A 14,147-nucleotide genomic window follows, 5' to 3' on the forward strand; every position below is an offset into this window, starting at 1 on the left:
CTTTCACATAACTTGAGTTAAAAGAAGATGTTTTTGCATTTTGACAGCTTGATTTATGGCTTGATCAAGATCATTAATTAGGTCAACTTCGTTTTCCAGTCCTATACAAAGACGAATAAGATTTTGGCTAATCCCCACTTTCATACGCTCTTCTTCTGAATATTTACAGTGAGTAGTAGAGGACGGGTGTGTGACCATCGAGCGACTGCCACCAATATTTGTACAGTTTGTAATAAGTTTTAAGTTATCTATGACTTTCCATGCTGTATTCATGTCACCATTAATCTCGAATGAAATGATTGGTGTATGACCGGTTTGTTGCTTTTTAACAATTTCACTATTGGTATGAGTACTGCTAAAAGTAGAATAAATTTTATTTACATAGGGGTGATTTGAGAGCCACTCATAAACCTTATGAGTGATTCGTTGATGAGTAAGCATCCGGCTCTCTAACGTATCAATACTTGATGAAAGCAACCAAGCATTAAAAGGGCTTAAACAGGTACCTGTATGGCGCAAATAAACCCTAAGTTGGTCAATATGACTCTGTTCACCAGCTATAACACCACCCACGCATCTTCCTTGGCCATCAAAGAATTTTCCAGCGCTATGAAGAGACAGTGTTGCCCCAAAAGCTAATGGCTTTTGGAATATTGGCGTGAGTAAAGTATTATCAACAATAAAGATAATATTTTTTTCTTTAGCTATTTTACTTACTTTTGCAATATCAATAATTTGTAAAATTGGGTTAGTTGGCGACTCAACAAAAATCATTTTGGTATTTTGTTTAATATGGTTCGATATTCTTAAATCTTCAGAAACTTCAAAGGTGGAAACTTCCACACCAAACTTAATAAGAAAATTTTTAAATAGGCTAGTTGTTGTTCCGAAAATACCATCTGCAACTAGAATATGGTCGCCATTCTTAAGAAAACAAATAGCTAGAGCTAGATAAGCTGACATACCTGAAGAAAATGCTAACGCATCATCGGCACCTTCTAGAAGAGCTACTTTATTTTCAAAAAGACGTACAGATGGATTAGTAAAGCGGCTATAAATATTGCCTTGTGTGCGGTTATTGAAGCGTTCACTTGCATCAAAAGCTGTATCAAAGTCATATGCTGCAGTCATAGCAATAGGATCGCTATGACAATCATCTAAACTTTCTCGGTTAGCATGAAGCATAGAAGTAAGGTGATTAAGAGTCATTACTTATTTCCTTTAGAATTAGGGGCTTATTTGTAGAATGTTTGAAAAAAAGGAATAAACTTGCGAATATGGAAGTGAGTGAAATCAGGCTAAGCATTAGTAGGTAGAGAGTATAATTATTATTAAAGTCATAAATTATTCCGCCTGACCATACCGAGATGAATACAAAAATTTGATGAAATAAAAATAGATATCCAAATATTTGACCTTTAATTTGTGCTCCATACCATTTGAGGCAAAGCAAAGAACTAATAATCACCGTACCCATATAGGTAAGACCAAAAATAAAAGCAAAGGTTAAGAAGGATAGGTCATTATTAAAAATTGAAATATAGATAAAAAGTAAACAACGAACTAGATATAATGCTGCAAGGGTCAAATAAAGATTTGCATAACGTATTATTATTGCAATGAAAATTGAACCGATGATTTCTGCAATACCTAGAGTACTTAATGCTGTAGCAATTAAAGTTGTGTTAGAGTCAAATAAGAAAAAAGTTTTATTCTCCTTAATAAGTGGTAGTAAATGGACATCAATAAAGGCCATTGCCATACCACATCCCCCAAATGAAAGGGTAAGAAATAAAAAATTAAAAGATGTCAATTCCTTTAGAACTTTAGGTTTACTTTGTAAGCTTTCTTTCTTCTTAGCAGGGATTATGACTTTTTTATTAAGTAATAACCCACATGGCAAAATGACAATTAAAAATAGAAGAAATACAATGAAATTTGAATATTGCCAGCTTAGGAATGTTGAAAAATAAACCCATAATGGTGATAAGACAATAAAACCTATTGCTGTACCATTGGATAATATAGCGAAAGCCATTCCTTTATTTTCATCTTTAAATATACTGTCAACAAGTATGGCAAATGGAATAAATGTCATCGCAGTTATAGCGTATGCAGCAAGAAAACCTAAAGATAAAAAAAGAATATATTGTGATTGATTAATCGAAATTAATCCAAAGAGCACGATTGCTACTACAATACCGGATAAAATTGTTTTCAACGGACCATATTTGTCACAAATATAGCCAGTTATCGGTGAGAATATACCTACAAATAATCCAAAGATAGCACCCAGCAATGATAACTGGGCACGTGACATTTGGTAAATATCTAATAAATCTACGAAATATACTTGATATAATCCCTTAATGGATGAAGCCATTAAGGTGATCATTAATCCTAGAATTACAATACTAGATTTATTATTTAAATCTAAAACTGATTTAAGCATTTTCGGCTACTTTAATTTGAGAATTACTATCTAATTTATCAAGTCCATAGTATTCATAAATGCCTTGATACATTTGATAGAATAGTTTGCAAGTATGATCAATTGCTTCAATAGCTTCTTCTTGAAGCTTTGCATTTGTGCAATAATCAACCAGTAGAGATAGGCCTTGTTTTACGTGACCAACATCTTCTTTTTGGTGAACAGAGAAGAAATAGAGATCTTCATCTTTAAGGTTATATGTTTTACCTAAGATATTATGTCTTGCTTCTTCTCCAATTTTTTCAAGGTTTTGACCTTCACTAGCCACCATAACTGCTGCAGCGCCAATATGATAAAGCTCTGGATTTCTACAAGCATTCAAACGATAATCGATGAGTTCTTGCGTATTTTTTAATGCTGTTGCTGATTCACGTTCTTCATCAGATATACCGATTGCCTTAATAAAGTCCTGCATTAAATAAACGTGATTTTTGGTTTTTGATAAAAAGCCAGTTTGCTCCTCATACATATTATGTAATAGATGAATTTTATGCTTTTGAATAGGACAGTAGAAAAATAGGTTTTCGATATATTCTAAAAAAAACTTTGTTAATTGGTATCCTTGTAAACTGGTAAACTTTAAGAGATCTAGATTTGGTTTATTTTCATTCATAATATGATTGAAAAGCGGGTGGCCTAAAGTAAGGTTCTTATTTAAGGTTTCACGCATTTTTAAACGGAATTCTTTTGGGGCTAACATTTCAATCTCACTTCAATTAAGTTTAGGTTGGGTTAATTCGAATAATTCACGGCTCGATTGAGCCATATAAATTCCTTTAAATTTTTCTTTATTTAATCTACTGTAATCCTCTAAAATTCCATAAACTCTAAAACCACACTTCAGCCAAATTTTATGGGCAGGGCTATTTTCTCTGACATCTAAAGTTAGTAATTCAATATCTTTACAAAGACAATAAGATGCAATTTGATTTAAGGTTGTTTTTAAAAGAGATGAACCTCTATAATTAGGATCAATAATCCCTTTTTGCAAATCAGCAATATGCTTTGTAGTATTCTGGAGGGAGGTTTTAATCTGGCAGGTAGAAATGATTTTTTCTTCATCATTTCGGTCTATACCAACTACAATAACTAAAGTTTTATTTTTTAAATTCTGTCGTAAAGCTTCTAAGTAAGCTTCAATTTGGTTATTTTTCTCAAAATTTTCATCAAATCCTAAAATTGATTCATCTTCTATACTTTTACTTAAAAGACTAATCAGACGACTTTCATAAAGTTTAAACTTTTCTATATCTTCTATAAAATCAAAAGAATACATGTGATTTTCCGTGAGTTTCTTACCTTTAAATTTTAAATTTTATTTTTTATTTTTTAGTCAAAAAAAAGACATACTTTGCATTGAAAAAAGACATTTAAACATCTTTTGATTGTTAATTGACCTAGAGTGACATTTAAATGAGCTAGTCATTGCATGTTCGAGAAAGAACATCAAATGACATATGAGTTGTCATTACACAATTTTTGAATGCATTTTTAGTAATATAATTATTGAATGAAGACGCCAACACCTAGAATCTATCGCACAGCTAATTGCTCTTCGTATAACTGAATAGCCACCAAAATTCTAGACACACATAACCATCTTTTGGACTGCCACCACTCTCCTAGACAAATTTCGTCTATTCTTTTTGCATAGGAGAGAACATTATGAGTGGACAACGATACACCCCAGAATTTAAAGAAGAAGCTGTTAAATTGATTACTGAACGTGGATATTCTGTCACTGATGTGGCAGAACGTTTAGGTGTATCACAGCACAGCATTTATAAATGGCTAAAGGCCGTACAGCCTTTACGCAACAACCCTGATGAACATGAACTACTCGAAGCAAAGAAAGAGATCCTTCGTCTTAAAAGTCAGCTTAAGCAAACTGAAGAAGAGCGGGATATCTTAAAAAAGGCCGCAAGGTACTTTGCAAGCCTGCCCGAGTAAAGTATCAGTTTATCCTTGAGTACAGCCATCAATTTAAGATTAAGACGATGTGTCGGGTTCTTAAGATTGCTCGTGCTGGCTATTATGCCTGGCTACATGAACCCGAATCAGGCAGAACAATTGAAGACAAACGGTTATTACAACTGATCCGTTCTTCTTATGATGCCAGTTATGGTATCTATGGTTATCGTCGCATCACGCTGGATCTTAAAGAGCTAGGTGAAAGCTGTGGACCGAATCGTGTGCTGAAGATCATGAAGAACAATGGCATTGCCGCTGTTCGAGGATATAAGAAGCATAAAAGCTATGGTCGTGGTCGTCCTCAGATTGTGCCACCTAACCATTTAAATCGAGAATTTGTTGTAAACACACCTGATACCTCGTGGGTGACTGATATTACCTACATCCGCACTTGGCAAGGCTGGTTATATCTGGCTGTGGTTCTCGATTTATATTCAAGGAAAGTCATCGGTTGGTCAATGAAACCTACGCTTGCCAAGGATATCGTTTTGGATGCCCTTTTAATGGCGGTATGGCGACGCAGACCCAATGAACCTGTGATCATACACTCAGACCAAGGCTCACAATACAGTAGCGGAGACTGGCAGAAATTCTGTCAGAAGCATAATTTAGTTCCGAGTATGAGTCGTCGTGGAAACTGTTGGGACAATGCTGTTGCTGAATCCTTTTTTAGCAGCTTAAAGAAGGAAAGAATTAAAAAGAGGATCTATAAAACACGAGAAATGGCGCGTGCAGATGTATTTGATTATATCGAGATGTTTTACAATCGAATCAGGCGTCATTCGCATCTCGATGGGATGAGTCCAGAAGCCTTTGAGGCAGCTTCAAAATGAGGCCGTCTCGTGTCTAGGATACTGGGAGCAGTCCACTATTCAAGGTGTGTCTAGAATTTTGGTGGCTATTCAGCATATTATTAGTCAATTTCCCCTTTTTCTACTCTTGATGCAGCATTTTTGACATCATTTTGAAACGCTTCAACAAGCTCAATAAAGTCACTTGTGGCTTCATTAATATCAATTAGTTTACCCTTGAGTTGGCTCGCCAATGTGTTAGCTCTAACCAATATATCTTCAGTAACATTAACTAACGATGCTCTATCATATACTTCTTGATAGCCGTTAATATCAGCAAATACTAGATCAATGTATGTATTTAATGAACTGGTATGAGTGTGACCTGACCATTGCTGTAGCTCTAACTTAAACTTTTCAGTATGTAGTAGGTGCTTACGAAAATCATCTGCATTATTGATATTGTTGTGCTGCAAAATGATTCTTTTTAAGGTGTTGGTGATGAATGCATGACGGAACAAATGGGGATGGAAACTCTCTTTGATTCCACATGCTATTTTCCATTCATTCATTCGTCTACGTGTTGATTCTGCTGATAAAGGCTCACCATTATTTAGGTTCACAAAAAGGTAACCGTGATCGTTAGCTACCCCAATAGTTCTTTTGATAATCTTACGTCTAATCTTGCGAATGTATTGAATAATAGTGCTTAAAAATGCTTGCGGTACCGGGATAAAGCGTTCATGATTGTTACGTTTTAATGTTGTGACTCTCAATAATGGTGCGTCACCTTGCATTAAAGCATTATCAATATCTTTCACCGTAGCCATGTGAACTTCAGAGTTACGTGCACCTGTAGTTTCCAAAAATGAATAGAGAGCAACATCACGAATACGTTTTTCTCGATTAGGTTGGTCGTTGATATACTCCCAGACCTTCATTGCTGACTCTTCCGACACAGGATGTCTGCGTTTCAGAGGTGTATCACTAGGAAAGGAGTTATGAGTTGGGCTTTCGACGTTGAATAGTTTATTACCCTCAGTCTTTTGACTTGTCTTTTTAATTTTAATTCTAATCGTGCAGCCTTTATCTTGACCAATAAAATGGTCTAAATGATAAAAATCCTGAATATACATTAGGAAATGTATGCACTGAGTACCTATTTGTCGCACTTGTTTTCCAGTGCGTTTTAGGTTGCCCAAGCTATCACGCTGTACTATTAAACCTTTAATAAAAAGAGAAAAATACGAATCAGTTAATTGAGTGAAGATTATATTATTATTATAGCAAAAGTTAATTAGATGAATAATTTGGTTCGCATACGTGCGTAATGTGCCACCTCCAACACGTGTAGACTTACCTTCTTCTAACTTTGATAGTAAGTAATGGTTTGTTTCAAAACATGGTATACCATTGTCATATGTTACATATGGGATTGTTTGTGGCTTTGTTAAGTTGAGCTTTTTTTCAATATTTGAATAATAGCTGAAACCAATATAATCTTTGATTATTGCAACAGGCATCATTTACTTCCTAAGGTAAATGACAATTTGTGCTGTAATTTATTATTAAGATCTTGATAGAGAGCTTGACGCTTTTCATTTGTCATGTTGCCTGAGTTAGCCATTCTCGCTAATTCCAAGGACATTTCACCAATAATAGTAGTTAAACCCATGATAGTACGCTTGCTCATATCTAGCTCTATTTCGGCATTTTTTAAGCGTTCTTTGAAATATGCTTTTGTATTGTGATTAGGGTCTGAATCTTTAACTATCTCTTTCTCAAGTGCTGCCTTTGCGTTTTGACGTAATTCATCCAGTTCAATAAAACCACGTGGCAAGCAGTATTCTGCAGCACTTTTCAAAGTATTGAGCGTACAAGGTGTAATAGCACATTTTTCACTAGAAAATGCAGCCAATTTGCGTTGACTGCATAATGCACTTTGGATTTCAGGTAAATTATATTTTTCTGGCTCATTGATAATCTTGATAAGTAATATCTTTGTATTAGTTACCTTATCTTGGTTTTTCTGTAGAATTTTCACTAGCATATTTCTCTAACTTCTAAGATCATTCGGTAATCTTGTACAGTAATACCTCCTCGTTCAATTGTAAAAAACTCAGGTTCCAGGCGGATAACATCATCGTGTAGTAACTTGTAGATAGTGTTTTCAATAGCGTTAAGATCAGCAGCACTAATATGTGATGGCTTAGTTTCAAAATCTTCATCATCAATATAATCACGAATAGCATCTGAGATACGTTCTAGCTCGATATTGGCTTGTTCAACGTCATAGTATTTGCTAATTGCTTTACGCAATACATCAATGGTTTCAAGCTGCCCATTTTGTACTTCACTAACTAAGTGTGCTGCTTTAATACCATTTAATACAGCACCATTATTTGACTCTGTGATGTAATGGTATAGATGCTCGGACGAACTATGTCCAAGCATCCACCGTATTGCGTCAAGACCATCATAACCATTTGTCCAGAAAAACATCATTGCAAAAAATCGTCGCAATTGGTGATTTGAAAAATATAATTTTTTCGGTATACCATTTTCATTTATAAAAGGCGTTTCAAAATAGTCACAAATATATGTATAAGGGGAAGTCGTTATTAAATCAGTAAATTTTAAATTTTTTTCTGCGCCTCCTAATAAATTGAATAAACGCGGTAAATCAATACCGAGTTGTATAATTTTCTTATTAAATGATTCAACTTTCCACATTAATCTAGCTATAGAGCGAATTATAGGTCTTTGTGTAATTGCTTTGGTTCCATTATCACCACCAACCCCTGTTTTCATTACAATGCTTTGAATAGAAAAATGAGTATTATAATCTGTATCATCTGGGTTTATATCTGGGACTAGGTTTGATTGTGGATTTAAACTATTGATTTCATTCGATCTTTTTGCGGAAAATACAGAAAATAAAAATTGAATACTTGTTATTAATATATTATATCTATTAATTAATGTATTGCTATGAAGAGAGGCTTTCTTGATATCAATATTAATATTAGATCCTATGTATGCTCCACAAACTAATCTTTCAGGATATAGGCGATTCACAAGATTAGTAAAATTTTTACGTGAATATCTGTTAAGAGGAAGTGTTATATTTTTTTTTCCTACTTGAAATTCGAATACATCAACTACAGATTCAAGAATTTCATCAATATTTTTAAATGAAAATTCAAATGTATCACGCATTAAGTCGAGCATAGGCATCACTGGCAGTGTTTTAAAGCGTCCACTTTCCGCAATGTCAACCAATCTTGCAACAGTGTTAAAATTTAATTTACTGAATGCAGTATGATCTAGCTGCATTCGTTCTTGATTTGCAGAGAATGATAACTGCTTTAGTGATTTTATTAATTTCATCAAGTTTAAAGCACCGACTTCGTCATCATTCTTAATATTTGAAATTTTAAGTGTGCTTTGTGATGGATGATAAAGTCCAAAGAATCGATCTATGGGGTGATAATCTCTATGCACCATAAATTTAATGAAGCTATTTGATTTAATTGGTAAAATTTTTTTATTACTATTGAAAATAAACTTTTTGAATTTACTATAATCGAAAACATTACTCTTAGTGACAAATTTCTCAATAATAAAGTTATTAGCCTTATTGTATTCATCGGTAGTAAAGTTAAATATATTCAAAAGACATTTTTTATTTTCTGTAGCTTCATACGCAGATGATGCCTTGATAAGTTCATTGCGAGTATGCTCTTCAAATCGTAAGTATATCGGAGCTCCATATGTATCAACTGTTGACATTGATACTAAAATATCAAGAAGAAATTCTGTACTGATAAGGGATAGATGCATTTTACTTAGATTGATTGCTCTAGCGTTAAATATAATGCACTCAATAAGCCTCAGAACACGATACAAGTTATTTCTAGATGTTGCTAAGTTAGATAGCCTTCCAGCATTGAGTGCTGGATTATCAATATTAAGTACCCAACGTTTAAAAGTATTTAACAACTTGCTATGTTGTGGCTCAATTAAGAAAGTTCCATCATCTAATTGTATTTTATTCCATGGAACAACTGTTGATGAGCTTTGAGGAAAGTTTTTGCTTTTAGGAAATTCAATTTCCCAGTTATCATTTTCAAAAGCAGACTTTAACCATATAGGTTTATATTCAATACTAATAAACGACTGTGTATATAAATTTGTCATATTAGCCATAGTTTGAAGGTCATTTACAGCAATCGCTTGTTTTAATATTTTTTTTAGCTCATCAGTTTGTATATTAATTAGTGGATTTTCTAGGCTTGAGTAAACGAGTTTTAAATTTTGGTTGAATGCTGTACTCATGCAAAAATTCCTTGTCTTACTTTTTCAATATCAAGCGGTTGTTTTAATGCTTTTTTATAAAAATCAATAGTAGAATCAACATTAACAATGCGTTTCGACTTATCTTTGCATTCGTACTGAGACAATACGAAAACGGCTGTCATGTACCAATACTTAACATTGTCAGGTATGGTGTCATTGTATTCTTCCACAACAGTACGTATAGCAATTAGCATTTGCAGAAGAGATGGACTAATCATGAAAACTAGAGCATCTAGCTTTTGCTTAACCTGTTCTTCTTCCTCTTTAGTTTTGGTATTTTCAATGTCCATCATGTGCGCAGGAAAGTCACGCATCTTATGATTTTCAAGAAATTGTTCAAGATATTTTATATCAAAATCGAGCGCTTCATTGAGTAAATCAGAGTTTTTCATAGCTTCAAACATTAATGCATTTTGAAAAATTCGAACCCAACGATTATTAAAGAAATTTAATAATGCTTGTGGTAAGTATGCCTCTATCACTTCAATATTAACTTGCTTATGACCAAGCTTTTTACTCACCTCTTGAATCGAACGAGTTTCAAGATATGTGTATATTCCCTTCTTTTTCCTGATATTTCTCAAGCTAAAGACAGACATCAACGCATTTATTTCATCTTCACTGAGGTATGGTTGTCCATTCTCATTATATTGAACCTTTGAGAATGCTCTTTTAAGATCTGAAAATCCAAGGGTCTCAGTATTACTAAGTATAATTCCAGATAGTTTTTTCGTGACATTAACAGTGTTAATAGATGCGTATAAATGCATATAACGCCAGTTATTATCACCCATAGCTTTCAAGCAATTGCGCTCAAAAGAGGTCATTTCAATTAGTGTCTCAACAAGATATTTTGAACGCTGTGTTAGTACTACATCTTGCTGTGCCTGGGTTGCTCCTTTACGTTTTTTAAAAGATGAAATTATCCAATGTTTGCCAACTTGCTTAAAACCTATCATGTCTTCATTTTTGTCATATAACTCCCATGTTTCTAACCAACTAGGGGTTATAGAAGGGTGTTCTAAAATAAGCAGTGCATATACGGCAACAATAAAATTTTTATTTACACGGCATAATTCACGAAATACTTTCGCTTTATTTGATATGCCTAGTATGTAATCAGAAAACTTTCTTTTGTCTAAAACATTACCATTTATGTCAACTACTGAATTGAAGCATTGATTGATTCCGTAATGTTTTAGTGTTGCTAGGGTGTTTGCTAGATACCCTAATCCGCTATTAATACTGTCGTTTTCAGTCATACGAACACCTGGCGGTCGTACTTTGATTTTACCCTTAAAAGATTCTACCTTTTTGTAATTAAAGATATATGAGTCAACATATTTATCAAGGGCTTGTTTTATGTGATTGAATTCATTCTCTAACCGTACTTGTAATTTAGTAATAACTTCTTCGTCTTTAATATAGAGAGGAATACCACCATAAAATTGCTCTTGTTCTTCCTTTGTGAATGAGCCCCCCGATGGAAGTGTCTTATTATCCTCTTTGGGTTTTTTAAACTTGGGAATAACAAATGGGTATAGTGGTTCTTCAAATACTCCTTCCTCAATAAAGCAACTCATATATTGCGCTATCATTCTCGACCAATCTTTGATAGCTGCATGAGCTTCACCACCATTTGCTATTCGTCTAGCAAAAAAACGATGGTAAATATTGAGCATGAAATAATATGAATTGCCATGATTAAGGTGATATTTTAGCTCCTCAATATTATCAACAACTAATATAAACTCGTTAAACAACATTATAATTTGATCTAATGATGAACGTAGAGTTGAGTCTATTTTTTTTAGAGCATATCTCTCTATATAACTATGTATTTCTAAAGCGAATTCTTTACCATAAGTATCATATATTTTCTGTAGCTGATATCGCCTACTGATACCATCTTGAGAGATTACAGTCCACCCGTTGTAGTACTCCTTTCGATCTAAGTCTATTGCGTGTGATTTGTAAGCCTCAATATATTTACTAATTTGATCTCGATCAGATGTTAGTAAGTTATCTGTATTTAATTTGATTCCATTAGTACTGATAAACTTAGTGATAGCCCTCACATGTAACCATATAATGTGGTGTTGGCTATGTTGAGGGAGATCTGAATACTCGGTATATACAAATCCAGAAAAAAGCTTTAATTGCTCATAAGCTAGCTTTTCGCTATTTAGAATATCAATACCTGTGTATGGGCGATTACTACCCATGCCTGTTATATCAATGAAAACTGCATAGCTATTCATATGGGGCGTTTTATTTTGTGATACTGCCGGTAATGAATTGTGCAGCTTGATCATGAATTTCTCGTTCAGAATTGTACCTAGTCTGGGGTATCCTTTCAAAAATCTGCTGTCCAAAGTGCTCTCCTCAACAAAAAAACTTTTGAATTGACATGTGTCAATAAATAAATTGATGTAAAATATATAACTATTATTTTTAAAGTAATGAGTTAGCTTATATTGACATTATAGCTCAACGCACGAAAAAAAAGGGTGGGGTAGGCAAGTCGAGTATTACTGTCAATCTGGCAGCGATCAGTGCACATCAGGGTTTAAAAACCTTATTGATTGACCTGGATCCGCAGGCCAACTCTAGCCAGTATGTGCTGGGTGATGATGCGACGTATTCTAGTAACAAGCCGGCACTCGAACCGAATATCGAAAACTATTTTGAAGATGTACTCGGTAATCAGCAAAGCAAGGGCTTGCTTGGTAATGCGATTGGCTCGATTTTAAAAAGTCGTAGCAAAGGTCTGGAAAGCTATGTGCATCAATCTTCTTTTAAACATCTCGATGTCATTCCGGCTAGCCCGACACTGGGTGCATTGGCCTATGCACTGGAGTCCAAGCACAAGATCTACAAGTTACGAGATGCCTTACAACAACTGTCAGGATATTATGATCGGGTGTTTATTGATACACCGCCTGCATTCAATTTCTTTACCCTCTCTGCTCTCATTGCGGCGAACCGTGTGCTGATTCCCTTCGACTGTGACGTGTTTTCTAAACGCGCCCTGCAGACCCTGATTGAAAATGTGATTGAAACTCAGGATGACCATAATGAAGGGCTGGAAATTGAAGGTATTGTCGTCAACCAGTTTCAGGCACAGGCTAAGTTACCGCGTGAAGTGGTACAACAGCTCAAAGATGAAGGGTTGCCGGTCCTCGACAGTATGTTGCCACCGTCGATCTTGATGAAAGAATCTCATCAGAAAAATCAGCCTTTGATTCATTTGGCTACTGATCATAAATTGACTCAGGCCTATCAATCGTTGTTCAATGAGATAGAGCAGAATTAAGATCGAGTTAGCTATGAAACTTGTGAAAATAAGCCTGAGTATTGCTGCACTTGCATTACTGAGTGCCTGTGCAACGCCGGTAAAACCGACTTATGTGTCGCCAACCCTGTATCAGACTTTGGGTTGTTCGCAACTACAGGGTGAATATAACCGTATTCAGCAGTATATCGACAATGGCGTTGAGCCACCGAAACGTACAGGCGTCGGTGTGGGCGTTGGTCTTGGCGGTGGCTGGGGCAGTCGCGGTGGCTGGGGTATTGGCCCGAGTGTTTCAGTCAATATGGGACAGTCATCCGATACCAAAAGAACCGAACTGGCACGGCTTTTAGGCGAGCAGGAAGCGATTGTACAGGCCGCGCGTTATAAGAACTGTCCGATCATCGTTCGGCAGGCGACGCCTAAATAAATCATTCAACATTAAACGGATGAATGCTGACTTCGGGTCGGCATTTTTTTATTGCTTTCACCAAGAATAGGGCGGTTTACATTAAGATAAAACTCACGGGAAATTGACCAGACTGTATATAAATCTGAAATTTATAAGCTTGTTATCACACTCTCATATTGATTAAGCTACAACCTTGGCCCGGAAAAGTTCATTGCGATGATTGAAAATTGGTTATTTGTTTTAGGACTCATTGCTGTACTGATGGTTCCAGGGCCCGCCAATGCCTTGGTGGCTAGTTCTGCTCATCAGCAGGGGCAGGCCAAAACCAGTCTCTATCTTCCTGCCATTTTGCTCGGCTATTTTTATGCCATTAATGTATGGGCCTTGGTGATTCATCTGGCGTCACCGATCTGGCCAAATTTTAAAGGCTTGGTCTATGTGCTGAGTACCATCTGTGTGGGCTGGATGACCTTGCATTTATATAAGGCCCAGCAGTTAGAACGCTACAGCAAGAACCATCCGCAGATTCGCCCCTGGCAAATGTTTACAACTACCCTAAAAAATCCTAAAGCAGCATTGTTGGCCTCTGGAATTTTACCGATGGAAACCTGGCAAAGCCCGACCAACTTCGTTCTGGTTTTTGCTGCCTTTAGCTTGAGTACCGTTCCGGTCGGGATATTCTGGATGGTCTTTGGTCAGGCCATATTGACCAGTCCATCTGAAAAAATAAAAGCCGGCCTCATTTATAAAGGCGCGGCTCTATTTGTCCTGCTTTGTCTCATCCCACTCTTGATCAAGCTCTGGGATTAAACGCACAGGCTGTAAAAGAAT

General features: G+C 35.5%; 12 protein-coding genes. 4 read left to right on the top strand and 8 right to left on the bottom strand.

The genetic code is table 11. The features are described from left to right. Positions 1–3: 3 nt before the first annotated feature. The 4 genes from F890_RS00405 to F890_RS00420 are packed head-to-tail and all read right to left on the bottom strand — an operon-like array spanning position 4 to position 3,767. A complete protein-coding gene (locus F890_RS00405; protein ID WP_005265432.1) occupies positions 4–1,209 on the bottom strand; it encodes a trans-sulfuration enzyme family protein in 1,206 nt (401 codons plus the stop codon). Then, positions 1,199–2,452 (bottom strand): MFS transporter, encoded by a 1,254-nt coding sequence (locus F890_RS00410; protein ID WP_005265433.1) that lies wholly within the window; start codon positions 2,450–2,452, stop codon positions 1,199–1,201. The genes F890_RS00405 and F890_RS00410 overlap by 11 nt, the downstream gene beginning before the upstream one ends. Then, complete coding sequence (locus F890_RS00415) at positions 2,445–3,191, bottom strand: iron-containing redox enzyme family protein (protein WP_005265434.1); 747 nt, start codon at positions 3,189–3,191, stop codon at positions 2,445–2,447. The genes F890_RS00410 and F890_RS00415 overlap by 8 nt, the downstream gene beginning before the upstream one ends. Before the next feature lie 12 nt (positions 3,192–3,203). Continuing rightward, on the bottom strand, positions 3,204–3,767 hold the full coding sequence (locus F890_RS00420; protein WP_005265435.1) for a GNAT family N-acetyltransferase: 564 nt from the start codon (positions 3,765–3,767) through the stop codon (positions 3,204–3,206). 389 nt (positions 3,768–4,156) lie between these two features. Between F890_RS00420 and F890_RS00430 the strand changes: the two genes are divergently transcribed. Beyond that, a protein-coding gene (locus F890_RS00430) for an IS3 family transposase (RefSeq protein ID WP_092586050.1) occupies positions 4,157–5,295 on the top strand; the annotation gives its coding sequence in 2 pieces (ribosomal slippage) (positions 4,157–4,415 and positions 4,415–5,295; 1,140 coding nt in all). An 80-nt stretch (positions 5,296–5,375) separates the two neighbouring features. On the opposite strand, the gene F890_RS00435 is transcribed toward F890_RS00430, so the two are convergent. Genes F890_RS00435 through F890_RS00450 form a run of 4 tightly spaced genes read right to left on the bottom strand, consistent with a single transcriptional unit; the run spans position 5,376 to position 11,927 of the window. Beyond that, the gene (locus tag F890_RS00435) at positions 5,376–6,779 is read right to left on the bottom strand and encodes a tyrosine-type recombinase/integrase (RefSeq protein ID WP_005265436.1); all 1,404 of its coding nucleotides are present in this window, start codon (positions 6,777–6,779) and stop codon (positions 5,376–5,378) included. Further along, positions 6,776–7,303 carry a hypothetical protein gene (locus F890_RS00440; RefSeq protein ID WP_005265438.1) on the bottom strand — a complete coding sequence of 176 codons (528 nt, stop codon included), beginning with the start codon at positions 7,301–7,303 and terminating at the stop codon, positions 6,776–6,778. Before F890_RS00440 ends, F890_RS00435 begins: the two co-directional genes overlap by 4 nt. Further along, positions 7,297–9,591, bottom strand: coding sequence for a hypothetical protein (locus F890_RS00445; RefSeq protein ID WP_005265439.1), 2,295 nt, complete (start codon positions 9,589–9,591; stop codon positions 7,297–7,299). The genes F890_RS00440 and F890_RS00445 overlap by 7 nt, the downstream gene beginning before the upstream one ends. After that, positions 9,588–11,927, bottom strand: coding sequence for a hypothetical protein (locus F890_RS00450; protein WP_005265440.1), 2,340 nt, complete (start codon positions 11,925–11,927; stop codon positions 9,588–9,590). Before F890_RS00450 ends, F890_RS00445 begins: the two co-directional genes overlap by 4 nt. A gap of 167 nt (positions 11,928–12,094) precedes the next feature. Here F890_RS00450 and F890_RS00455 point away from each other — a divergent pair, with 167 nt between their 5' ends. From F890_RS00455 to F890_RS00465, 3 genes are all read left to right on the top strand, one after another. After that, complete coding sequence (locus tag F890_RS00455) at positions 12,095–12,928, top strand: ParA family protein (RefSeq protein ID WP_034618746.1); 834 nt, start codon at positions 12,095–12,097, stop codon at positions 12,926–12,928. A 13-nt stretch (positions 12,929–12,941) separates the two neighbouring features. Next, on the top strand, positions 12,942–13,334 hold the full coding sequence (locus F890_RS00460) for a hypothetical protein (RefSeq protein WP_005105109.1): 393 nt from the start codon (positions 12,942–12,944) through the stop codon (positions 13,332–13,334). A 198-nt stretch (positions 13,335–13,532) separates the two neighbouring features. Then, positions 13,533–14,126, top strand: coding sequence for a hypothetical protein (locus F890_RS00465; RefSeq protein WP_004732653.1), 594 nt, complete (start codon positions 13,533–13,535; stop codon positions 14,124–14,126). Positions 14,127–14,147 lie beyond the last annotated feature (21 nt).

The organism is Acinetobacter sp. CIP 64.7 (genome assembly GCF_000369745.1).
GTDB classification, from domain to species: Bacteria; Pseudomonadota; Gammaproteobacteria; order Pseudomonadales; family Moraxellaceae; genus Acinetobacter; species Acinetobacter fasciculus.